The organism is Desulfatitalea tepidiphila (genome assembly GCF_001293685.1).
GTDB classification, from domain to species: domain Bacteria; phylum Desulfobacterota; class Desulfobacteria; order Desulfobacterales; family Desulfosarcinaceae; genus Desulfatitalea; species Desulfatitalea tepidiphila.
This window is the reverse complement of the sequence record NZ_BCAG01000003.1, coordinates 2,792,458-2,814,477: the sequence shown is the minus strand read 5'-3', so window position 1 is coordinate 2,814,477 and position 22,020 is coordinate 2,792,458. Positions and strand designations below refer to the sequence as shown.

Genomic DNA, 22,020 nt, shown 5'->3' with positions numbered 1-22,020 from the left:
TCTTAACCCTGTTCATTTATTATATCTAACCGGCCTATCGCAGGCCGTTCTCTTCATGTTTCCGAGCGATCGCGGCGGCCAGTTGGTCTATTAATTGAAAATCGGACGCCGCGGGAACCCCTTTGCACAAGACCGGATCCAGCACCTCGACCTTGAGGTTGGGAATCATTCCGGCCAGGGTTTCCACGGTCTTGCCGCCCCAACCATAGGAGCCGATGATCGAGAGAAACTTGGCCTTGGGCCTGAGGGCGTTGGCCAGCAATGTCGCATAGGCGGCCAAAGGGTGTGGACCGGCCAGGACGGTGGGCACGCCCACGACGATGGTGCCGGCATCGACCAGAGCCATGGCGAGCTTGCCGATATCGGTGACCGCCAGGTTGAACAGCTCCACGCGGACCCCTTGTTCGACGAGCGCGGCGGTCAGGCGATCCACCATTTGCCGGGTGCTGCCGTGCATGGAGACGAAGGGCAGCACGACCACGTTGTGCGGGGCACCATTCACCCAATCCTGGTAGGCCTCCAGGATCCAGGCCGGACGGTCGTAGATCTGGCCGTGGCTCGGCGCGATCATGCCGATCTCATACGCTTTGAGCTTTTCCATGTTTTTGGCGATGATGGTCCGAAACGGCATCATGATCTCGGCGAAATAGCGCTTGGCGGCTTCGTGCACCCGGCCCTGGTCGGTGACGAAAAGATCGGTGGTGGCGATGTGAGAGCCGTAAAAATCGCAGCTGAAGAGAATTTTGTCTTCCGCTAGATAGGTCACCATGGTTTCCGGCCAGTGCACCCAGGGGGTGTGGATGAATTTCAGGGTCTTGTCTCCCAGGGAGAGGGTGTCGCCGTCACCCACTGTGACAAAGGCGTTTTCCGGTATGTCCAGGATATCCATGAGCATGCCCTTGGCCTTGGGTGTCGCCACCACCTTGGCTTCCGGATACCGTTCGAGCACGAGCGGGATGGTGCCGGAGTGGTCCTGTTCAGCATGGTGCGACACGATATAATCGATTTTCTTCACGTCGGCCAATTGGGCGAGCAATTCGCCGGCCATAGGGGGATCGACCGTGTCCAGCAGGGCAGTTTTATCGCTGCCCTGGACCAGATAGACATTGTACGAGGTACCGTCGGGAAGCGGAATCAAAGAGTCGAAAAGCCGTCGATCCCAATCGATGGCGCCCATCCAGTAGATGTTTTCCATGATCTTTCTTTTCTGCATGACGAATACTCCTTCCTGTTGGGTAAAAAATCTATGGGATTTAAAACCAGAATTCGGGATATCGCCGGTTGGGCGCGATGTTGTTGATCAGCAGGGCGATGATCAGCATGACGAGGGCGCCCAGTCCGGCGGGGATGACCGCGTAGAGATAGCCCAACTGGTGCACGCTGTCGCCGCCGATGACCGCGATCAGGGCCGTGGCGCCGCCCGGCGGGTGCAGGGTCTTGGTCCAATGCATCAGGGCAATGGCCGTGGAGACGGCCGCGGCCGACGCCAGCCAGGGCAGTTGGCCCAGGAACTGAAAGGCCGCCACGCCGATCACGGCCGAGAGCACATGGCCGCCGATCAGGCTGCGCGGCTGGGCCAGGGGGCTGCGGATGGCGCCGTAGATGAGAACGGCCGAGGCGCCGAACGAGCCGATGATCATGGAAAGCGCCGTTCGGTCCAGCAGGTTGTAATGGATCAGTGCCACCAGGGCGATGCCCGCGAAACTGCCGATCCAGGACCAGAGGATTTCCACCGCGCCGACCCGGGGCGGGCTCTGGGTGTGCCCCAGCATTTTTTCGAAAAACTTCATGGATTCTCCTGTCTATCCGAGCATGCAGAACGAGTTGACCAGGTCCGAGCGGGTGACGATGCCGACCGGTTTGCCCGCCGCGTCCAGGATCGGCAAGCGGTTGATGTTTTTCTCCATCAGCAGGGCCGAGATGGCGCCGATGGAGATGTCGGCCGCGGCCGTGATGGGCGGCGCGTTCATGATGTCGCGCACGGTGCGGCCGGCCATGGGCGTGGCCACGCATCCCTTGCTCTTCAGGCAGTGGGCGATGACCCGCATGAACGATCCGCCCGGACCAGCGCCCATTCGGCGCAAAAAGTCCTTTTCGGAAATCACGCCCACGATGCGGCCGTCGCTGTCGGTCACCGGCGCGCCCGAGATGCCCTTGTCGGCCAGCAGGGTGGCGGCGGCGATCAAATCGGCGTCGGCGTCGAGCACGTGGACCGTCGGGGTCATGATGTCGGCGGCTTTCAAGGCGTTCAACATGCGTTCCTGGGCCAGGGCGTAGGCCACCCGGTAGACCTCCCGAAAGTCGGCCGGGGTGATGTCGATATAGCCCTGCATAGTTTTCATGGCGGCCATGACGTCCTCATCGGAGATATCGACGGGGGCACACTCTCGAAGATTCGCTGCATTCACGGGTGATGCTCCATTCTGTTGCAGGTTGTTGTTGGTCTTACAGGCCTTTTAAAAGAAATAGCCCGCCCGTACTTCAAAGCGGTAGTCGTTCTGCTTCTCGCCGAATTCACTGCGGCCGTCGCCGGCGATGAGGCTCGCCCGCAGGCGCAGCTCCAGGTTGGTGATGCCGGTGTAGAACAGCTCCGGGGTGAGGCTCAGGCTGCCGTCGTCCGTATTGATGATGCAGGTCAGCGCGGGCGTCAGGTAAAGGATGTCGAACGGTTCTTTCTGGCTCATCCGGACGTAGAGATAGTTGCGCATGGCGCTGGGCTGCGAGTAACCGCTGCCGGCCAGTTGCAGGGCCTGGGCGAGCCCGCTGGCGTTGCCCGTGTCCTGGTAGCTGGCGTAGCCGCGATCGACGAGGTCATAGAAGGCCTTCATCTCCTCCCTGTCGAAACCGGCACCGTTGTGATAGAACTCGACGATAGTGGTCAGATCGAATCCGGTCAGGTAGCGCAGGCCGACCAGGAAGGCGTGTGCATCTTCTCTGGTTCGCCGCGGTGTGCCTCCGGCGTCGAGGACCAGCTTGCGGGTGTTGGGCAGCCAGGCGTATTCGCCGTGAATTTCGAAGTTGGTGGTCAGGTTGCGCGAAAAATCGACACCATATCGGTCCGGCCGGCTCCCGCCCGCCATGAACATCACGTCCAGGTCCGTGTCATACAGGAGGAAATAGAGCCGCCCGGCAAAGTTGAGCTTTTCCGTTTCGCCGAAGTCGTCGTTGACATGGTCGTAGACCGGGAACAGCACCGGCGTGAACGCCACGGTCGTCAGCGGGCCGTCGAAGCTCCGGATCCAATCCGCGGTGGCCATGACATAGCCTTCCATGGCCAGTTCGGGATCTTCCGGGTCCTTGGGGCGGTCCACGAAGGCCACGGGATTCCAGGCATATCCCTTGCCCCATTTCAGGGTCTTTTTGCCGGCATCGAGCTTGAGCGACGCCGACGGCTTGGCCGAAACATAAGCCTCGTAAACCGTGGTGCGTTCCTCGCCGCCGTCGTGATCATACGACAGATCGGTGTTGACTCTTGCAAACATACGGAAGATGCTCTTTTCGTAACTGCCTTCCAGCCGCAGCCGGCCATTGATCTCCCAGCGGGTGTTTCCCCGGGGATCATCGAAAAAACGCAATCGATACAGGGCGGCGTCGTGATCCAGGCCATAGAGGACGGGTCGGGCTTCGACATAGCCGGCGAGCTGATACGGCTTTTTCTCGATCTCGGCGAGATCGAACGTATACTTTTCTTCCGACCAGCTCCGGTGCGGAAAAATGGTCAGTGCCATCATCAGCAAGGCAATCCTCAAAGGTTTCATCTATCGCAACGATTCCAGGTTCGGCATGAAGGTCAGGGTGAAGACCTCGTCCTTGAATTCCCGCTTTTTGATACCGGCAAAGAGCATGATCGAGGTGTAGCCTCGATAAAGCGGACTGTCGGTTTCGATCACCGACGGCCGGACGATGCCGCCGCCAAAATCCTTGATCTCCTTGAAGTGCAGGGTTTTGATCAACATGCCATCCGCAGTCTTGCATTCGATCCGGGTCGGCAGGGTCCGAACTTTGTCCACCCACATGCTGAGCTGGTCGTAGGCGACCGTGCGGGTCCTGGCCTTGAGCAGGAGCAGCAAGTGCGCCGGGTCGGGCTGTTCGGTTTGGACCACGTCGTATTCATCGCCATAGTCCAGGCTCAGGATGTCGGCGTTGTTGAAGATCCCGCCCACCACGGACTGGAGGCTCGTGATGCGAATCGGTTTTCCGACGTTGGGAATGTTGAGCCACATGTTGTCGCCCAGCCGAAGGGTGCTGCGCCCCTTTTCGCTGGCAGGGGCCAGGAACAGCGCAGCCACCTTGTCGGCGCCTTTCTTGACCGAAAAGAGCGTGAACTCCTTTTTGCGGCCGTCTGGCTCCAAGTTGATGAGTTTGCGGTACATCTCGTACGATTCGGGATTGAGATTGCGGTCCACCTCCTTGAGCAGCGCGTTGCCGTCGATGGCATGCGCCGGCCAGGCCATGGCCAGCGTGAGAATGAATCCGAGTAATTTAAGCATGAATCACTTCCTTTGATGGACGCCGACGGTATCGGCATCGCGGGCGGTTCTCCTACACATGCCTGAGGGCCTGGATCGGTTCCATGCGCGAGGCCTTGAACGCCGGCTGGAGGCTGGCTGCCACGGCCACGGCGATGACGATGACCGACACGACCAGTACATCCATGGGATCGAGGGTGGTGGTGAGCAGCAGACCTTTCTGCTGGCCGAAGTCGAACTCGATGCCGATCAGGTTGAGCACGACCACCAGTCCGATGCCGATCAGGTTGCCCACGACGGCGCCGATGACGCCCAGGAAAAAGCCTTCCATGATAAACAGGGTCCGAATCCGGCCGGGCGGCGTGCCGATGGCGGCGATGGTGCCGATTTCCCGGATGCGTTCGTAAACGGCCATGATCATCACGTTCATGATGCTGATCAGCACGATGGCGACGAGCATGATTTTGATGAAGAAGGTCATGACGTCGATCATGCTGGCGATGTTGAAAAAGGGCGAGAGCTGCTCCCAGGAGTGGACTTCGAGCATCGGCCGGCCTTGCTTGTCCACCGTGTCCGCCGTCTCGCGGGTCAAGTGCTGTCTGGCTTCGTCCAGGCGATCGAATTGCTTCAGCCGAACCACCACTTCACTGATTTCGGCCTCGCTCATGCGAAGTATGTCGGCGGCATCCTCGATGTGGAGATAGCCGTCGCGGCCGCCGGGACCGGTGACGCTCTCCAGGATCGCGGAGACGGTGAACTGCTTGCCGTTGACCGAGCCATCCGCGTTGGTGGCCACGATGACCACCGTGTCGCCCAGTTTCACCTTCAGTCCTTTGGCCAGGAGGACCGGCACCCACAGCTCGCCGGGTATAAGCGTCTTTTCTCCCTCGGCGATGCGGGCGGTCAGCAGGGGCGTCGTTTGCAGTTCTTTTTCCGGATCGATGCCGTTCAACCGGATGTTGGTGGTTTCCACGAAGTTGCTGAACATGCCGCCGAATTTGATGCGCGGCGAAAAGGCCGCTACACGGGTATCGGCGGCGAGCCTGGCGGCGATCTGCCGGTACGCCTGCGGCTGGATGTTGAGGTTCAGCGGCAGGTTGTCGATGGAGGCGACATATCCCTTGCGGTGGATCTGCAGGTGGCCCAGCATGGAATCGGTGATCTGGCCGATCATCATGGCTTTGAAGGAACCGCTGATCGAGACGAAGACCAGCACGAAGACGACGCCCAAGGTGATCAGCGAGGCGGTGAGCAGGGTACGGCGCTTGTAGCGAATCAGGTTGCGCATGGCGATTTTGAACAGGTTAAACATGCGGCGCCTCCCCTTTCCCTTCCCCGGTCGCGAGACACCCGTCGTCGAGGTGAAAGATGAGTTCGGCCTCGCCGACGATCTTGGTGTCATGGGTGGAGAAGATGAAAGTGGTCCCGAGGTCATCGCGCATGCGTTTCATCAGTGCGATCACCGTGTAGGCGGTCTGGGAATCGAGGTTGGCAGTGGGTTCGTCGGCCAAAACCAGAGCGGGGTGAGTGACCAGGGCCCGGGCCACGGCCACGCGCTGTTTCTGTCCGCCGGAGATCTGGTGGGGGTATTTGTTGGCCTGGGCCCTCATGCCCACCGCGTCGATCATGTTCGCGATCCGTTCCCTGCGTTCGGCCGGCGGGACGTTCTGCACCATGATGAGGGGGTACTCGATGTTCTCGTACACGGTCAGGACCGGGATCAGGTTGAAGTCCTGGAAGATGAATCCCAGGTGCTTGCCCCTGAAGGCGGCGCCCTCTTTCCGGTCGAGAGCGGCGATGTCGGTGCCGGCCACGAGCAGCTGCCCGGACGAGGGCTTGTCCAGGCAGCCGATCAGGTTGAGCAGGGTCGTCTTGCCGCTGCCCGACGGCCCGACGAACGAGACGAACGAGGCGGGTTCGATGTCGAACGTCACCCCCCGCAGCGCATGGACGGTCACCTCTTCGGTCTCGTAATCCTTGGAAACATTCGATGCCTGGACCAATGTCATGTTCAGGGTTCCAGTCCGTTTAAAGGGTCACATTCTTTTTGCCGCCAAAATAGCGCATGAACTGGGCCCGCTCGTATACTGCCGGGTCGGCGCTGCGCTCCTGGCTCAATTTGCCTCTGAAATCCGAAAGGGTGCGGTACCTTCGGCCGGTCATCCATGCCTCGACGCCGTCGAGCATCTCCCGGATGTACTTCGGCCCGTTCTTGTAGAGGCAGGAGGCGACCTGCACGGCATGGGCACCGGCCAGCAACTGCTTGATCACCGCCGCGGCGTCGTGAACGCCGGTGGAGGCGGCCAGGTGGCAGTCGACCTTGTTGGCCATGACGGCGACCCATCGCAGGGAGAGGGCCAGGTCCGACGGGGTGCTGAAGACGAACGACGGCTTGACCTCCAGCTTGTCGAGGTCGAAATCCGGGCTGAAAAAGCGGTTGAACAGGACGATGCCCTTGATGCCGGTTTTGGATAAGCGCTGAATCATGGGGCCCAGGTCGGTGAAGTAGGGGCTGATCTTCAGGGCCACGGGGATGGAAACGGCCTGGGTCACCTGTTTGGCGATCTTGAAATAGAGGGCCTCTTTTTCTTCGCGCGAGTGTTCGAAGTCGGTGGGCGGAAAGAACATGTTGAGCTCCAGACCGTCGGCCCCGGCCTTTTCCAGGTTCACGGCATAGGAGAGCCACTCCACCGAATAGAAAAAGCAGTTGATGCTGGCCATCACCGGAATCGTCACCGCCGCCTTGCTCGCTTCGACCAGTTCGATGTATTTTTTCAGATTCTCTTCGCGCAACACGTAGTCGTAATACTCGATGGGGCTGCGCTGACCGTCGTAGTCGAAGTATTGGGGATCGCCGTACTGCACCCGGGCGGTCTTGATGAAATCGGCGTACTCGTTCATCACCTCCTCTTCGAAGATCGACTTGAGCACCACGGCACCGGCGCCGTTTTCCGCCAGCCTTTTGACCTGATCCATCGATCCGGTCATGCCCGAGCTGCCGGCGATGATCGGGCTCGTCAACTCCATGCCCATGTAACTGGTCGTCAGATCCATGCCTACCTCCTCTCATTCAGGTTAAGCTTAAAATACATTGTCCGCCGTTGCGGTTCAGTGCAGGTACTTCTCCCGTAGAGCGGCAGCCATCTGATTGACGGCGGCAAATGCGCGCTCCACGGTGCGCTCCTTGTCCGGGTTGATCAGGCAGCAGGTGGCCGGCGAGATCATACCTTGAGAGATCAATTGTTCACGGTCGATCCCCTTGCCCCACAAGGTGGTCCAGATCGTTTCGAGGCGCTGGATCAACGTGGGGATCTCCTCCTGGCTGAAGGCCTCGAACCCGGTGGGCACGATGCCCCAGACGATTACGCCGCCGCGATCGAGAAATTTGCCGATGGATTTGGCATAGGAGGCGAAGACCTCCGCATTGGTGTAGACATCCAGGGAGAGCACCTCCAAGTCCAGGTTGAGCAGGAAATCCCAGTCCGGGTTGCCGCACAGGTGAATGCCGCGGGGCCGCTCCACCTGGGCGAAAAAATGGTCCAGGTCCCCCTTGGCCTTGAGATCGCCGTAACCGGCCATGGCCGAGAAGAGAAACTGCAACCCCGGCTCGTCCACGAACATGAAGGCATTGGGGTTCAATTTTCGCAGCCGGGCGAGCTGGACGTTGATCCGCCTGGCCATGAAGTCGAGCATGAAGGGCCGCACGGTATCGTCGAAGAGAATGGGCCGTTCGTCCTGGTCCAGGATGTTGAACCCGAAGCTGATGGGCCCCTCGAGCTGCCCCCGGATGGCCGGCCGGTCGGCCAGGTCCATGGCCAGGAAGCGATGGTAGACGGCGGAGTAGGTTTCGCTGATGTCGAACATCTCCGGTTCGTCGAAGTGCATCAACGTCGTTTCCAATTCCTCGGCGAACTTGTCCATAGAAAAGCGCAGGCTGCGTTTTTCCAGGTCCAGGACAATGCCGGGAAAGTGCTCGGCGGCCTGGACGTACATGTCTTCGTAGTAGCTGTAGTTGGGCAACTGGGGCCAGAACGGCACGTCGAGCGACAGGGCCATTTGAAGGGCGCGGTCCACGTCCGTGTGCGGCATCACCGCCATGGCGGTGGTCAGCAGGTTGCCGGGAATGGGGTTGGGCATGGCCGTTTTCTCCTTTGTTCCGGTCAGATAGAGGTGTTTTGCATCTTCAGGTGAATCGGTTCCGCTGGGTTTGCCTTGCAACCCTATACGAATTCTGGGGCCGGTGTCTTGACTTAAGTCAATTCCGAGGCCGGCTGCCGGATCTTTAAATAGGTCAGGCCCGCGGCGATCACCATGGGAACGACACCCAGGGCGATCAGGACCACGTGCGAGGGCAGGCTGGCCCATTCCAGCATTCGGATACGATCCTGGGCCATGAATTCCAGGCCCCGGGCATGCCAATATCCGTTGGTGAGCACATCCCAGATTTGCAGCACGCCCACCGGGAACAGGTTGGTAATGACCATCAGGGCCAGGCCCACGTTCATACCCCAGAAAGAGACCTTCACCCATTTTTCGGGAACCACCCACTGGGCGTCGCTGAGCACATGGCGCAGGCAAAGCACCAGCAGGGCCATGGCCAGCATGCCAAAGGCGCCCAACAGGGCCGCGTGTCCATGGTTGAGGGTCAACACCGTCCCCACCTCGTAGAAACTCACCACCGGCATATTGATCAAAAAGCCGAAGACGCCGGCGCCCACGAAGTTCCAGAAACCCACGGCCATCAGAAAGTAGAAGGCCCATTTATGGGGAATCACCTTGCGAGCTGTGCTGGCACCGCTCTGCGTGCCGGTCAACTTCATGAAATCCCATGCGTCCAGCGTCAGGAGGGTCAGGGGCACCACCTCGAGGGCCGAGAACATGGCGGCCAGGGCCATGGTGAAGTTGGTCTGGCCGGTCCAGTACCAATGGTGAGCCGTGCCGATAATGCCCCCGGAGAGAAACAAGATGGCGTCCATATAGATGACCCGGATCACGTTGATGCGGCGCACGACCCCGAGCTGGTAGAAGGTGACAGCCACCAGAACGGTGACGAACAATTCGAAAAAGCCCTCCACCCAGAGGTGAATGATCCAGAAACGCCAGGTATCGACCACCGCATAGTTTGTGGTCGAGCCGAAGAAAAAGGCCGGCAGGTAAAATACCGGAATGGAGGCGGCCGCTCCAAGGAAAAGCCAGCCGATCTCTTTTTTACCGGGGTCTTTCAGGGCGGGCCCGACTGCCCTATATAGTAGCCACAGCCAGAAGCTGAGGCCCACGGCGAGGATCACCTGCCAGAACCTTCCCAGTTCGAGAAATTCCCATCCCTGGTGGCCGAACCAGCTCCACAAGGTCCCGAAGAGTTGGTGAATACCGAGGATTTCGCCCAACAGACTGCCGACCACCAACACCACCAGGGCCCAGAAAAGCAGATGAACGCCCGTTGTATGGCCCTGGGGTTCATTCTGGCCGAGGGAGGAGGCCAGGAGCAGTCCGCCGGCGACGTAGCCGGTGGCGATCCAAAAAATGGCGAGCTGCAGGTGCCAGGTGCGCATGATGTTGCTGGGCAGAAACTGGGCCAGATCGATGCCATAAAAATCGCCGGGATCGGCCCGGTAGTGGGCCAGAGCGCCCCCGATCATGACCTGCGCCAAAAAAAGAAGGGCCACGATCACGAAGTATTTGACCACCGCTTTCTGGCCGGGGGTCGCTTCGCCGGGTCGCATGATGGGGTGGATGTCCTGTTCTCCCCCTTTCCATCCCAGATAATCGAACCGCCCGAAGGTGAACAGCACCAGCGCCAGCCCCCCGAGCAGCATCACCACGCTCAGCGCGCTCCACAGGATGGCGTCGCTGGTGAGAAGGTTGCCGACCGCACGGTCGTAGGGAAAATTGTTGGTGTACGAATAGGGTTTGTCCGGCCGGTTGGCTACGCTGGCCCAGGCGGCCCAGGAGAAAAACGCGTTCAGCTGGCGGATCTCTTCCGGGTCGTCGATATATTTGCTTGGAAGACCGCCGTTATTTGTGGGATGCGTGAAATAGTCCGCCCAATATCCCAACTGCCGCTGAAAGGAGGCTTTTTCGGCCGGTGTAAACAGAAGTGTATCCGTCGTGGCATTGTAGCGGTTCTGTTTGAGCAGGAGCGCCACCTGCGCGTCGATAGACGCACGTTGCCCCTCGTCGAGCGCCGAAAGATCACGGCCGAACAGCTCACGGGCCATCGCGTTGCCGGCGTCCAGAGCGAGTTCATGGAGATAGCGCGCCGAAAAATCGGGTCCCAGGTAGGCCCCATGCCCCCAGATCGAGCCGTTCTGCATCAGCGCGTATTTTAAGAAAACCTGTTGGCCTGTCTCGATGTCCCGACCGGTGAAAATCGGTTCGCCGCCGGAACCGACCACTTTGGCCGGTATGGGCGGCGCATGGCGATAGGCTTGCACCGAAATGAAGATCAACACCGCCATGCCGATAAAGAAGACCAGCGCCACACTGCGGCGCCACCAGGGAGAAAGCTCCTGCCGGGGCGATTTCTCTGCGTGCATTCGGGACCCTCCATCATTTTCTCAGGTAGGTATTCTGAAGTTCATCCAACAGGGCATGGAACGCCTCGTGCTTTCCGGCACCGATGCGCTCGCGTTCCAGCCGTTCGAAAGCCTCGAAAAGCGACTCGTCCTGTTTGGCGTCGAGTCTCTCGTCGGCCATGGGAAACAGAACGGTGTCTTCCTTCGCGATATGCTGGGTCAGCAGCGTCACGTAGGCTTGAACGGTTTTCCGGATGTCGCCGGCAGCCCGGCGGTCGCCGGCGCGGTGAGCGGATAGATGCTTTTTAAGGCCGGCCACCAGCGAACGCCCTTGCTCGTGCTCGCTCGACAGGACGCCGATGGGGCCGCCTTCCCGCTTCACCCCGGCGGCTTCCAGTGCCGGGAAGAGAAACTCCTCCTCCTTGCCGTGGTGGCACTTGTCGATAAAGATCGTCAAGAATTCCATGATGCCATCGACATGTGGAGCCTGCAAGGCTTCACCGCGCTCGGTTTTCTCCGCGACGACACTCAGGACCCGCAGCATCTGTTCGATGCCGCGGTGCTCGTTTTTCAACTCCTGGGTGGCCTTCATGGGGACCTCCTTTCAAACGTCGACTTTCCGCAGATCGTAACTTACGTAACGTCCTTTTCACCTCCGAAATAGCGCATGAACTGCACCCGTTCGTAAACGGCCGCATTGCTGGCCGCCTCCTGGCTCAGCTTGCCGCGGAAATCCACCAAACGCTGGTATCCGTGGGACTGCATCCACTCTTTCAACCTATTCAGCATGGTCTCGACATGCTCGGGCCCCTGGCGGTAGAGGCTGGACACCGTTTGTACCGCCTTAGCGCCGGCCAAAAGCTGCTTGATGAGGCCCTCGCCGTCGTGAACGCCCGTGGAGGCGGCCAGATCGCAATCGACCTTGCGGGCCATGATGGCGATCCAGCGCAGCGATATGGCCAGTTCGACCGGCGTGCTGAAAACGAAGGAGGGTTTGACTTTCAACGCATCTATATCGATGTCCGGACTGAAGAAGCGGTTGAAGAGCACCAGTCCGGCCACGCCGGTGCGCGACAGCCGCTGGATCATGGGCCCGAGATTGGAAAAATAATAGCTGATCTTCAAGGCTACCGGTATGGAGACCGCGGCGAGAACTTTATCGATGACGCGGAAGTAGGCCTCCTCTTGCTCCCGGGCCGAGCGCTCGAAGTCCGACGGCAGAAAGAACATGTTCAGCTCCAACGCGTCGGCGCCGGCCTCCTGGATGCGGTCGGCAAAGGCGGTCCACTCGTGGGAGAAGATGCAGTTGATGCTGGCGATGACCGGGATATCCACTGTCTTTTTGGCGGATCGGATCAATTCGATGTACTTGTCTATCCGTTTTCCTTTGAGATGGTAGTCGTAATAGTCGAACTGATCCAGGTTGACACCCTCGGCTTGCGCTTCTTTCATGATGTCTTCGTACTCGAAGAGGATTTCTTCTTCGAAGATCGATTTTAGTACCACCGCCCCCGCGCCATGTCGCGCGAAAGCCGCGATTTTGTCCACCGAACCGGTCAGCCCCGAACTGCCGACGATAAGGGGGCTGGCGAGCCTCAGGCCTAAGTAAGTTGTCGTGATGTCCATGATTGCTCCTGACTCCCGTGCTTCGGGATGCTTCGGGTTTTGATTCATCTTTTGACGTCACTGCTGTCCAAAATAAAACTGAAAGTGGCCTGGGCCAGTTATAATTTCGGGTGGTTATAATCACAGGGCCTCATTTTCATGTACCAGGTTGCAGTTTTTTCAAGGATGCTGTCCAACACCCCTGAACGGTAGTAGATGTTGGACAGGCTTGGGAGTTATGGGAAGAACATCAAATGGACTATCGATCCAATCCCATATGTCCCTGTAAGTAAAAAGGTTCCATCTTAAAAATGCCACCAGATTCGATAGGGACCAGTCAAACTTGGATCTGAACTGAAGGTACTTGATCAGCAGCATGGCAATTAATGCTGTCCAAATCTGGATGTAGAGGGCGTTTTCACTGGTACCAACGAAGGTTTTGACTTTCAGATTCTGTTTCAATGCTTTGAAAAAAAGTTCTATCTGCCAACGATCCTTGTAGATTTCCGATATGGTGGTTGGCCCAAATTCAAGATGATTGGTCAATAGAACGATTTGACGGTTTTGCTCTTTTTCCCAGACAACGACCTTGCGAAGAATGTGCGAACACTTTTTCCGGGCGTAGTGGCCATTGAACTGGATTAACTGATCGGCCAGGATGTTTCTATGCTGCGGTACAGAGCGCTCTTCAACGACGGTATAGTCAGCATTGTCCTTTAAGCGGGTGACAAAGAAAATATGGTTTTCGGTCCAGTGGGCAAACAGATTGTAGTCGTTGTAACCTCTGTCCATGGCTACAATAGAATAAGGCGACAAGGGCACCTTGCGGGCAATCGTGACATCATGCTTTTTACCGTTGGAAATATAGGCATAGGTCGGTAAATACCCATTATGATCCAGAAGCAAGTGCAGTTTGACAGCTCCTTTGGTGCGACGGAATTTGGCCCAAGGGAAAAGCGACAGACACAGGGATATGGTCGAACTGTCCAGCGATAGCAGCTTGTTTTTGAACTTGAAGCGGTGTTTGCCGGTGCCAGCCAATTTGCACATATCAAGGGTCTGATAAAACAGGTCCTGAAACATCTGCCAGGGCCGATGGGCGTTGGCATAGGAAAGGGTCGACTTGTTGGGCGCCTTTTTTACCCCAAGATGCCTCAGCTTGCCCAGGCAGCACGACAAACCGCCGCATATTTCACGCAGACTCTTGGCTTGGGCAAGTTGGCAAAATAGCATGGCTACAAAATGATCCCAGCTGTTGAAGCTCTTTGCATATCGTTCGGCTTGGTGACGAAAGACCAGACCATGAAATTGACCTCGGTGAAACAGAGCAACCAATTGACTAAACAGACTGGCATATCGTACCATCAGGGTGCCTCCTTGTTGTTGGCTATCGGTTTTTCTTCGCAGCTAAACCATGCCTTACAAGGGGGCTTTTTTTCAATATTTTAGTGGATTACTTCATTTTAAATCCGTTTTTGGACAAGAGTGTTTTGACGTTGTCATTCAAAATAGCACCTCTCTCGAATCAAACATTTGTTGGAAGTTTACTTGGTTTTGTATAGACCCGCCACGATGCCGTGCACCATTCCGAAGAAGGTGGCCAGCCACGCCGTCATGGCCACGTAAACAAATCCCTTGGGGATGACGGCGATCATTGGCGCCTGGGTGACTTCGGCAAGGCGGTGGGTGCAGGCGGTATACATACCGAGGGGAAAGACCGCTCCCCAGAATAGCGGGCTGTAACGCAAAGGGAATCGCCGGAACCCATGGCGCCACACACCCAAGATGATAAGCATTGGAATCCACCATGTGGCAGTGGCCCAGAAAAAAAGGGTGAGGCCCTTCAAAAAGGGCGTCAATTCGAGCATAAAGGGCGAGGCCGAGGCATTGGCGATCAATCCGGTGCCTCCCAGGGTGGTGATGGCCACGGCGCCCATATTGATCCAGTAAGGCGGCGTCAGGTCCTGGGGGGAGAAATGGAAGAACAGGTAGCGGTAGAAGATCAACGCGATCACCCAGATATAGAGCATGCCGCCGAACAGCCAGGTGATGAAGGCCAGAAAAAGAACGGGTTCCCGGTAAAGCTGAAAAAAGGGAGCGAGGGCGGTACTGAGCACGGTGACGGCCTGGGTGGCCACGATGGCCAGCAGCCATCCGCCGTTGATGCCCTGGGCGATGGAGGGCTTTTCTTCCTTGGTGATCAATCCGGTGAACAGGCCGTAAATCAGACAGAGCCATAGGGCCACCGTCACGCACCAAAGCACCGCGGCCACCGGGAAACGGCCGGTCAACAGCAGCGTCTGGCTGCCCAGCACACCAGAGGCGGCCACGGCGGTGAAGAACCCCATGCCGAGCATGTGGTCACGAAAATCCTCGCGGAATCGCTGCGTGAACCAAACGATCCGGGCGATGTACATGGCCCAGAGAATCATGTAGGCAACAGCATTGATCCCAAGGAGGGTCAATGCAATATTTTCGAAACCCTGATAGTGGGCGGCAATCGAGACAATACCCGTGGACATCACCAGGGCGAAATAGGCCGGGTTGAGCTCTTTGATGCCCCTGGCGATGATGTCCTGGGAAACGGCCCGGCCGGGCGCCGATGGTTTGGGGCGCTTTGCTTCGGGTGTTGCGCTGGTTTTCTTTGATTCCATGGGCAGACCCTACTTTTTTCCGGATTTGGGATAAAAGACCGCCGTCAGGACGGTTGCCACAATCAGAACGAGCACGGCCGTGCCCGGCAGCATATAGGCCCGGAAGAACCGGTCGGCATCGGTTTCGGGCGTATCGTTCCCAGGGGGGAGGTTGACTTGACCGTCGCTTGCGACCGCTTGTCCGGCACTATTTTCGGCCAGACGCGATCCGCCGGGATCGTCCGCCGCCCATGCCATTGCAGCCGAAGAGCAAACCAACGTCCAGATCAGGTATTGCAGGATAACCCACGCCAATGTCCGCTTCAAGGGGTCTCGGTCCAACGCCATAAGCCTGTTCTCCCACGCGTCAGGTACTGGCATAAAAGCGGCCATGGTCAGAATTGCCTCACTCGGCGCCGGAACACGATGGGCGGTCGCAGGAGGTAAAACAGGGGCGCGCTCCAGATGTGCACCAGGCGGCTGAACGGCGAAAAGCCGAGCAGGGCCCAGGCCGCGACGACATGAATCTGGTAGCTCAACGGCACCTCCCGCATCAGCCCAGGGTCGGGGGTGAAGGTGACGATGCCGCGGATCCAGGGCGCCACCGTGTACAGCACGTTGAAATGTCCGAACACCACATTGTACAGTCCGACGCCGATCACCGCAACCAGGCCTGCCAGCGCGACGAGATCGTTGCGGGTGGTGACGGCCTTGAGGCGCGCCACGCTCAACCGCCGCCAGGCCAGCAGCAGCACCCCGGCAAAGGCGGCGATGCCGACGGCCAGGCCGCTCCAGTAGGCCAGGGTCATATGCCCCTGGGCATCGATGCCGAACAGGTCGAACACGCGCTGGGGGATGAGCAGGCCCCCGGCATGTCCGAAAACGGTCAGGATGATGCCGGCATGAAAGAGGACCGATCCGGCGAAGAGGCGTTTTTTCTCGAGGAACTCGCTGGAGCGGGCGTTCCACCCGAACCGGTCGGTGACGTAGCGATAGGCGTGGCCCACCACGAAGGTGGTCAGGCACACGTACGGGAAAACCGTAAAGATGACCGTATACCAAAGGTCCATGCTAATCCTCCTCGTGGGCGTGGGGCTGGACCGGCGTCTGGCTGCTGCCGTCATCCAGTCCGGTGGTTGCGGCCGCCAGGCGGGCCAGGGGGCGCAGGAGCATGGCGTATGCCGGGGCACTCTTTTCCAGGCCCGCGACCAGGGTTTGCGTGGCGTGCAGGCATTGCCACACCGGAAGTGCGGTTTCCGGCCGGGGGTGGATCGCCAGAAACTCCAACAGCAGGGGCAGATAATCGGGCAGTTCCCCGCCCGTGCGCTCCCAGCCGGCCTGGTCGTACAGGTGCTGCAATCGCGCCAGGGCCGCGGCGCGTTTTTCGTTGTCGCCGTATGCGTGATAGGTCAGATTGAGGGTCGCGGCCGGATGCAGGTCAAAGGCGGCCGTGTAGTTCTCCTGCAGGCGCAGCGGCGCGTGCGCCCGCAGGTAGTCCAAGAACCCCTGCGCAGCGCTCTTGAACTCGGGTTCGGCAATCTGTTCGGCCGCGGCGGCAATTCGGTCGAGACCCATCAGCAGGCCGTTGTCCGGGTAGTCGAGCAGCACGGAGAGCAGTCGCAAGGTATCGCTGGACGGCGCTGCGGTCGTCATCGGGTACGCCTCCTTTTAAAGGGCTTCGCCCAGGCCGCATTGGCCCTGGCGGGTGTAAAGGGTGTCGTCTTGCGCCGCTGCAGTGGGCACCACGAAGCGCTCGGCCAGGGGAGCCAGGGCCAGCAGTCGATAGATTTTTTCCGCGGCGGTCGTGTCGAGTCCCACCGCATCGAGCACCTGGGTGTCGTCGCGCTGTTCGACCCGCCGGGTGCGCATGAAGTGGCGCAGGGCCGCCAGGCGCCCCAGGGCACGTCGCACCGGGGTCTCGTCGCCGGCGGTGAGCAGGTTGGCCAGGTAGGCCACCGGTATGCGCATGCGGTCGATCAATTCGCCGGTGGCCGCCGGGTCTTCCACATGGCTGCTGATCGGGCTGAGCGGCGGCACGTACCACACCATGGGCAGGGTGCGGAACTCGGGATGCAGCGGCAGGGCCAGTTGCCACTGGCTGATCAGGGCGTGCACCGGCGAGCGTTGCGCCGCGGCCAGCACGTTGGGCGCGATGCCCTGGGCTGTTGCGGCACGGGCGATCTCGGGGTCGTGCGGATCGAGCAGGAGCTCCAGGTGGGCCGGATAGATCTCCTGCTCCCGCGGGGTCGCCGCGGCCTGGGCGATGCGGTCGGCATCATAGAGCAGCATCCCCACGTAGCGGATGCGGCCCACGCAACTGTGGGCGCACAGAGTGGTCAGGCCGGCCTCGATGCGCGGGTAGCAGAAAATGCATTTTTCGGCCCGGCCGCTCTTCCAGTTGAAATAGACCTTCTTGTAAGGGCAGCCCGAGACGCAGTAGCGCCAGCCCCGGCAGCGCTCCTGGTCGACCAGCACGATGCCGTCCTCGTCCCTTTTGTACAGGGCGCCGGACGGGCACGATGCCACGCAGGCCGGATTGAGGCAGTGTTCGCACAGTCGCGGCAGCCAGAACATGAAGACGTTGCGGAATTGCAGGTAGGTCTGGATCTCCAGGTTTTTGAAATTGATGTCGCCGCCGCCGGTTTCCGTCAGGCCGGCCAGGTCGTCCTCCCAGTTGGGGCCCCACTTCACGTCGAGGGGTTCGCCGGTCAGGCGCGAACGGGGTCGCACCGCGGGCTGATGGTTGCGCCGGGGGCTGTCGATCAGTCGGCCGTAGTCGTAATCCCACGGTTCGTAGTAGTCGTCGATCGTCGGCAGGTCGGGGTTGTGGAAGATGTTCAGCCCCTTGTGCACCCGTCCGCCGGCCACGAGCTGCAACCGTTCGCCGTCAAGGGTCCAGCCGCCGCGATAAATTTGCTGGTTCTCCCATTTTTTGGGATAGCCGATGCCCGGCTTGCACTCGACGTTGTTGAACCACATGTATTCGGCGCCCTCGCGGTTTGTCCACACGTTCTTGCAGGGAATGCTGCAGGTATGGCAGCCGATGCACTTGTCCAGGTTCAGCACCATGGCGTATTGGACTTTAATCTTCATACCATGCCACCTTTCCGGCCTTGCGCACGATGATCGATTCGTCGCGCTGGGCCCCGATGGGTCCGTAATAGTTGAAGCCGTAGCTCAACTGGGCATAGCCGCCGATCATGTGGGTGGGCTTGACCAGGATGCGCGTCACGCTGTTGTGGGTGCCGCCGCGCTTGCCCGAGAGCCCCGAACCCGGCGTGTTGATCATCCGCTCCTGGGCATGGTACATGAACGCCTTGCCCGGCGGGATGCGCGGGCTCACCACGGCCTTGGCCATCACCACCCCGTTGGAGTTGAAGCACTCCAGCCAGTCGTTGTCCTTGACCCCGATTTTGCCGGCGTCGGCGTCATTGATCCAGATCGCCTCGCCGCCGCGGAACAGGGTCAGCATGGTGAGGGTGTCGGAATAGGTGCTGTGGATCGACCACTTGGAGTGGGGGGTGAGGTAGTTGAGCACGATTTCGCGTTCCGGCTCGCGGCGCACGCCCGCCGGATCGTCGGCCGTTCGGCCCAGGGGCGGCCGGTAGACGGGCAACTGCTCGCCGAAGTCGCGCATCCAGGGATGATCCTGGTAGAACTGGGCCCGGCCGGTGAGCGTTCGGAAGGGCACCTTCTCCTCGATATTGATCACGAACGGCGAGTAGCGCCGCTCTTCGGACTCGATGCCGCTCCACACCGGCGAGGTGATGATCTTGCGCGGCTGGGCGGTCAGGTCGTCGAAGCGGAAGCGGTCGCCTTCGCGGCGCAGGCTCAGGTGGCGCAGCGCCAGCCCCGTGCGCTTTTCCAGCACGCCCCAGGATTTGACCGCCGTGGCGCCGTTGGTCTCGGGCGCCAGCATCAGGATGGTTTCGGCCGCCTGTTTCTCGGTCTCCATGACCGGTTGTCCCTGGGCGATCCCTTCGGCCACCGTGCCCAGGGAGGCCTTCAACCCCTCGACTTCCTCCTGGGCCTTCCACATGATGCCCTTGGACCCCACGCCCGCCGACGCGGCCAGAGGCCCCAGGGCGGTCATCTTGCGAAAGGTGTTGGGAAAGTCGCGGGACACCACGGCCAGGTTGGGCATGGTTTTGCCGGGGACCGGATCGCACTCGCCCCGGCGCCAGTCGCGCACCTCGGCCTGGGCGATTTCGCCGGGGCTGTCGTGCATCAGGGGCGTGGCCACCAATTCCTTGACCGTGCCCAGGTGGTCGGCGGCCAGCTCGGAGAATCTGGCGGCGATGGTCTTGAACTGTTCCCAGTTGGTACGGGTCTCCCAGGGCGGGTCGATGGCCGGGTTGAACGGGTGGATGAACGGATGCATGTCGGTGGTGTTCAGGTCGTGCATCTCGTACCAGCCGGCGGCCGGCAGGGCGATGTCGGCGTACATGGCGCTGGTGGACATGCGCAGCTCCAGGGTGACCAGCAGGTCCAGCTTGCCTTCCGGGGCCGGTTCGCGCCATTCGATCTCTTGGGGACGCAGGGGACTGTCGGTGTTGAGCACGGCGTGGTCGGCGCCCAGCAGGTGCTTGAGGAAATACTCGTGGCCCTTGCCGCTGGCGCCCAGCAGATTGGCCCGCCACAGAAAGAGCATGCGCGGAAAGTTGGCCGGGTGGTCGGGGTCTTCCACGGCGAAACGCAGCTCGCCCGCTTTGAGTTTTTGCACCGCGTGAGCCACGATCTCCTCGTCCGTGGCGGCGCCGGCGGCGACGGCATCGCGCACGATGTCGATGGGGTTGCGATCGAACTGCGGGTACGATGGCAGCCAGCCCAGACGGGCGGCGATCACGTTGTAGTCCGCCATGTGGGCTGCCGCCGGACCATCGGCCAGGGGCGAACGGATGGTCTCGGGCCGCAGGGTGTCGTAGCGCCACTGGCTGGAGGCGAAGTAGTAGAACGAGGTGCCGTTCTGCTGGCGCGGTGGACGCTGCCAATCCAGGCCGAAGGCCACCTGGGACCAGGCCGCCTGAGGCCGCACCTTTTCCTGGCCCACGTAATGGGCCCAGCCGCCGCCGTTGACCCCCTGGCAGCCGCACAGGGTGGTGAGATTGATGATGGCGCGGTAGATCATGTCGCTGTGAAACCAGTGGTTGGTGCCGGCGCCCAGAAAGATCATGGATTTGCCGCGAGTCTTTTCGGCATTGTCGGCGAACTCGCGGGCCACGCGGATGGCGTCGGCGGCCGGCACGCCGGTGATCGCCTCCTGCCAGGCGGGGGTGAACGGCTTGGGATCGCTGTAATCTATTGGATAATCGGATGGATAACCGTCCGAAGGGGAGGCTGCGTTGTCGTGGCGTACGCCCAATTGGGCGGCCATGAGATCGAAAACCGTGGTCACGCGCAGTTCGCCGCCGGCGGTGGGCAAGGTTTTATACGGCACTGATCCTTTTTTAACGCCGGCCCCGGCCTCGGCGAAGACCGCAAAGGCGACGCTGTCCCAGCCGTCGTTTTGATCGGCGAAGCTGAGCAGGGGATCGACGGGCCGCCCCTCCGCCTCCAGTTTGAGGTTCCAGCGCCCCTCCTCGTTCCAGCGGAAACCGATGCTGCCGTTGGGCACGGCAAAGCCGCCTTCGGTGGCGTCGTACACCACGGTTTTCCATTGGGCGTTGTTGGTCGTCAAGCCCAGGTCCGCGGCGCGCAGCAAGCGCCCCGGCGTTAAGGCCTCGGCACCCTCTCCGAGCACCACCACGAAGGGCAGGTCGGTGTACTGCCGGGCGTACTCCATGAAGTAGGGAGTCTGGCACTCGATGTAGAACTCCTTGACGATGACGTGGGTCATGGCCAGGGCCAGGGCCGCGTCCGTGCCGGCCCGGGCCGGCAGCCACGTATCGGCGAACTTGACATACTCGGCGTAGTCGGGCGCCACGGCCGCCACCCGGGCGCCGCGGTAGCGCGCCTCGGTGTAGAAATGGGCGTCGGGCGTGCGCGTCATGGGCAGGTTGGTGCCCCAGACGATGAAATAGGAGGCTTCATACCAGTCGGCGCTTTCGGGCACGTCGGTCTGCTCGCCCCAGATCTGGGGCGAGGCCGGCGGCAGGTCGCAGTACCAGTCGTAGAAGCTGATCATGGATGCGCCGATGAGCGACAGAAATCGCGCGCCGGCGGCGTAGCACACCATGGACATGGCCGGAATCGGCGAGAAACCGAAAACGCGGTCCGGGCCATATTTTTGGATGGTGTGGACCAGGGCCGCGGCGATCAGGGTGGCGGCCTCTTCCCAATCCACGCGCACGAAACCGCCTTTGCCGCGCGCCTGCTGGAATTGCCGGCGTTTTTGGTTATCGCCGGCGATGGCCGCCCAGGCCGAAACCGGGTCGTCGTTCGCTTCCAGGGCCGCACGCCACATCTCCAGCAGGCACGAGCGCACGAGGGGATGCTTCAGGCGCACCGGGCTGTAGGTGTACCACGAATAGGTGGCGCCCCGCGGGCAGCCGCGCGGTTCGTGGTTGGGAAAGCCGTCGCCGCAGGCCGGGTAGTCGGTGGCCTGGGTCTCCCACACCAGGATGCCGTCCTTGACATAGACGTCCCACGAGCACGAGCCCGTGCAGTTGACACCATGGGTCGAGCGCACCTTCTTGTCATACTGCCAGCGCCGGCGGTAGAGATCCTCCCATTCCCGCTGGCCGCAGCGCGTCTGGGTCCATTGGCCGGGGCCGGTCTCCTCGTTGCAGCCGTGGGCGGAGCCTTTGGGGCGGAAGAAACGCAGTCGGTTCAGCAGGCTGTTTTTCATTGGACACCTCG

19 protein-coding genes are annotated in these 22,020 nt (G+C 60.4%); all 19 read right to left on the bottom strand.

Annotation, left to right across the window (positions count from 1 at the left end; translation table 11 throughout):
- Positions 1 to 34: 34 nt before the first annotated feature.
- The 19 genes from DFT_RS17020 to DFT_RS16930 all read right to left on the bottom strand — a co-directional run bounded on the left by DFT_RS17020 (position 35) and on the right by DFT_RS16930 (position 22,009).
- Entirely contained in the window at positions 35 to 1,213 is a 1,179-nt protein-coding gene (locus tag DFT_RS17020) for an FprA family A-type flavoprotein (protein ID WP_054032339.1), read from the bottom strand.
- 40 nt (positions 1,214 to 1,253) lie between these two features.
- Complete coding sequence (locus DFT_RS17015; protein WP_054032338.1) at positions 1,254 to 1,790, bottom strand: HPP family protein; 537 nt, start codon at positions 1,788 to 1,790, stop codon at positions 1,254 to 1,256.
- A 12-nt stretch (positions 1,791 to 1,802) separates the two neighbouring features.
- Entirely contained in the window at positions 1,803 to 2,408 is a 606-nt protein-coding gene (locus tag DFT_RS17010; RefSeq protein WP_076750612.1) for a CBS domain-containing protein, read from the bottom strand.
- A gap of 48 nt (positions 2,409 to 2,456) precedes the next feature.
- A complete protein-coding gene (locus DFT_RS17005) occupies positions 2,457 to 3,731 on the bottom strand; it encodes a hypothetical protein (protein ID WP_152972034.1) in 1,275 nt (424 codons plus the stop codon).
- A 27-nt stretch (positions 3,732 to 3,758) separates the two neighbouring features.
- A complete protein-coding gene (locus tag DFT_RS17000) occupies positions 3,759 to 4,490 on the bottom strand; it encodes an outer membrane lipoprotein-sorting protein (RefSeq protein WP_054032336.1) in 732 nt (243 codons plus the stop codon).
- Positions 4,491 to 4,542: 52 nt separating this feature from the next.
- Complete coding sequence (locus tag DFT_RS16995) at positions 4,543 to 5,781, bottom strand: ABC transporter permease (protein WP_054032335.1); 1,239 nt, start codon at positions 5,779 to 5,781, stop codon at positions 4,543 to 4,545.
- The gene (locus DFT_RS16990) at positions 5,774 to 6,478 is read right to left on the bottom strand and encodes an ABC transporter ATP-binding protein (RefSeq protein WP_054032334.1); all 705 of its coding nucleotides are present in this window, start codon (positions 6,476 to 6,478) and stop codon (positions 5,774 to 5,776) included. The genes DFT_RS16995 and DFT_RS16990 overlap by 8 nt, the downstream gene beginning before the upstream one ends.
- Positions 6,479 to 6,497: 19 nt before the next feature.
- Positions 6,498 to 7,523, bottom strand: coding sequence for a dihydroorotate dehydrogenase-like protein (locus DFT_RS16985; RefSeq protein ID WP_054032333.1), 1,026 nt, complete (start codon positions 7,521 to 7,523; stop codon positions 6,498 to 6,500).
- 54 nt (positions 7,524 to 7,577) lie between these two features.
- Positions 7,578 to 8,606, bottom strand: a complete 1,029-nt coding sequence (locus DFT_RS16980; RefSeq protein ID WP_054032332.1) for a uroporphyrinogen decarboxylase/cobalamine-independent methonine synthase family protein — start codon at positions 8,604 to 8,606, stop codon at positions 7,578 to 7,580.
- A gap of 113 nt (positions 8,607 to 8,719) precedes the next feature.
- A complete protein-coding gene (locus DFT_RS16975; RefSeq protein WP_054032331.1) occupies positions 8,720 to 11,005 on the bottom strand; it encodes a nitric-oxide reductase large subunit in 2,286 nt (761 codons plus the stop codon).
- A gap of 13 nt (positions 11,006 to 11,018) precedes the next feature.
- Positions 11,019 to 11,576 (bottom strand): hemerythrin domain-containing protein, encoded by a 558-nt coding sequence (locus tag DFT_RS16970; RefSeq protein ID WP_054032330.1) that lies wholly within the window; start codon positions 11,574 to 11,576, stop codon positions 11,019 to 11,021.
- Between the two features lie 41 nt (positions 11,577 to 11,617).
- A complete protein-coding gene (locus tag DFT_RS16965; protein ID WP_054032329.1) occupies positions 11,618 to 12,610 on the bottom strand; it encodes a dihydroorotate dehydrogenase-like protein in 993 nt (330 codons plus the stop codon).
- Positions 12,611 to 12,769: 159 nt separating this feature from the next.
- Complete coding sequence (locus DFT_RS16960; protein ID WP_054032328.1) at positions 12,770 to 13,954, bottom strand: IS4 family transposase; 1,185 nt, start codon at positions 13,952 to 13,954, stop codon at positions 12,770 to 12,772.
- A 179-nt stretch (positions 13,955 to 14,133) separates the two neighbouring features.
- A complete protein-coding gene (locus DFT_RS16955; protein ID WP_054032327.1) occupies positions 14,134 to 15,243 on the bottom strand; it encodes a tellurite resistance/C4-dicarboxylate transporter family protein in 1,110 nt (369 codons plus the stop codon).
- Between the two features lie 9 nt (positions 15,244 to 15,252).
- Positions 15,253 to 15,570, bottom strand: a complete 318-nt coding sequence (locus tag DFT_RS16950) for a hypothetical protein (protein ID WP_054032326.1) — start codon at positions 15,568 to 15,570, stop codon at positions 15,253 to 15,255.
- Positions 15,571 to 15,617: 47 nt separating this feature from the next.
- Positions 15,618 to 16,292, bottom strand: coding sequence for a respiratory nitrate reductase subunit gamma (gene narI / locus DFT_RS16945; protein ID WP_054032325.1), 675 nt, complete (start codon positions 16,290 to 16,292; stop codon positions 15,618 to 15,620).
- A 1-nt stretch (position 16,293) separates the two neighbouring features.
- On the bottom strand, positions 16,294 to 16,875 hold the full coding sequence (narJ, locus tag DFT_RS16940; protein ID WP_054032324.1) for a nitrate reductase molybdenum cofactor assembly chaperone: 582 nt from the start codon (positions 16,873 to 16,875) through the stop codon (positions 16,294 to 16,296).
- Positions 16,876 to 16,890: 15 nt separating this feature from the next.
- Positions 16,891 to 18,315: a nitrate reductase subunit beta gene (gene narH, locus DFT_RS16935; protein ID WP_054032323.1), complete on the bottom strand. Its 1,425-nt coding sequence runs from the start codon at positions 18,313 to 18,315 to the stop codon at positions 16,891 to 16,893.
- Positions 18,305 to 22,009, bottom strand: a complete 3,705-nt coding sequence (locus tag DFT_RS16930; RefSeq protein ID WP_054032322.1) for a nitrate reductase subunit alpha — start codon at positions 22,007 to 22,009, stop codon at positions 18,305 to 18,307. Before DFT_RS16930 ends, narH begins: the two co-directional genes overlap by 11 nt.
- Positions 22,010 to 22,020: the final 11 nt, after the last annotated feature.

Excerpts from the sequence above, each read along its gene's own strand:
- DFT_RS17020 (WP_054032339.1), bottom strand. The coding sequence starts at position 1,213 with ATGCAGAAAAGAAAGATCATGGAAAACATCTACTGGATGGGCGCCATC.
- DFT_RS17015 (WP_054032338.1), bottom strand. The coding sequence starts at position 1,790 with ATGAAGTTTTTCGAAAAAATGCTGGGGCACACCCAGAGCCCGCCCCGG.
- DFT_RS17005 (WP_152972034.1), bottom strand. The coding sequence starts at position 3,731 with ATGATGGCACTGACCATTTTTCCGCACCGGAGCTGGTCGGAAGAAAAG.
- DFT_RS17000 (WP_054032336.1), bottom strand. The coding sequence starts at position 4,490 with ATGCTTAAATTACTCGGATTCATTCTCACGCTGGCCATGGCCTGGCCG.
- DFT_RS16995 (WP_054032335.1), bottom strand. The coding sequence starts at position 5,781 with ATGTTTAACCTGTTCAAAATCGCCATGCGCAACCTGATTCGCTACAAG.
- DFT_RS16990 (WP_054032334.1), bottom strand. The coding sequence starts at position 6,478 with ATGACATTGGTCCAGGCATCGAATGTTTCCAAGGATTACGAGACCGAA.
- DFT_RS16985 (WP_054032333.1), bottom strand. The coding sequence starts at position 7,523 with ATGGATCTGACGACCAGTTACATGGGCATGGAGTTGACGAGCCCGATC.
- DFT_RS16980 (WP_054032332.1), bottom strand. The coding sequence starts at position 8,606 with ATGCCCAACCCCATTCCCGGCAACCTGCTGACCACCGCCATGGCGGTG.
- DFT_RS16975 (WP_054032331.1), bottom strand. The coding sequence starts at position 11,005 with ATGCACGCAGAGAAATCGCCCCGGCAGGAGCTTTCTCCCTGGTGGCGC.
- DFT_RS16970 (WP_054032330.1), bottom strand. The coding sequence starts at position 11,576 with ATGAAGGCCACCCAGGAGTTGAAAAACGAGCACCGCGGCATCGAACAG.
- DFT_RS16965 (WP_054032329.1), bottom strand. The coding sequence starts at position 12,610 with ATGGACATCACGACAACTTACTTAGGCCTGAGGCTCGCCAGCCCCCTT.
- DFT_RS16960 (WP_054032328.1), bottom strand. The coding sequence starts at position 13,954 with ATGGTACGATATGCCAGTCTGTTTAGTCAATTGGTTGCTCTGTTTCAC.
- DFT_RS16955 (WP_054032327.1), bottom strand. The coding sequence starts at position 15,243 with ATGGAATCAAAGAAAACCAGCGCAACACCCGAAGCAAAGCGCCCCAAA.
- DFT_RS16950 (WP_054032326.1), bottom strand. The coding sequence starts at position 15,570 with ATGGCGTTGGACCGAGACCCCTTGAAGCGGACATTGGCGTGGGTTATC.
- narI (WP_054032325.1), bottom strand. The coding sequence starts at position 16,292 with ATGGACCTTTGGTATACGGTCATCTTTACGGTTTTCCCGTACGTGTGC.
- narJ (WP_054032324.1), bottom strand. The coding sequence starts at position 16,875 with ATGACGACCGCAGCGCCGTCCAGCGATACCTTGCGACTGCTCTCCGTG.
- narH (WP_054032323.1), bottom strand. The coding sequence starts at position 18,315 with ATGAAGATTAAAGTCCAATACGCCATGGTGCTGAACCTGGACAAGTGC.
- DFT_RS16930 (WP_054032322.1), bottom strand. The coding sequence starts at position 22,009 with ATGAAAAACAGCCTGCTGAACCGACTGCGTTTCTTCCGCCCCAAAGGC.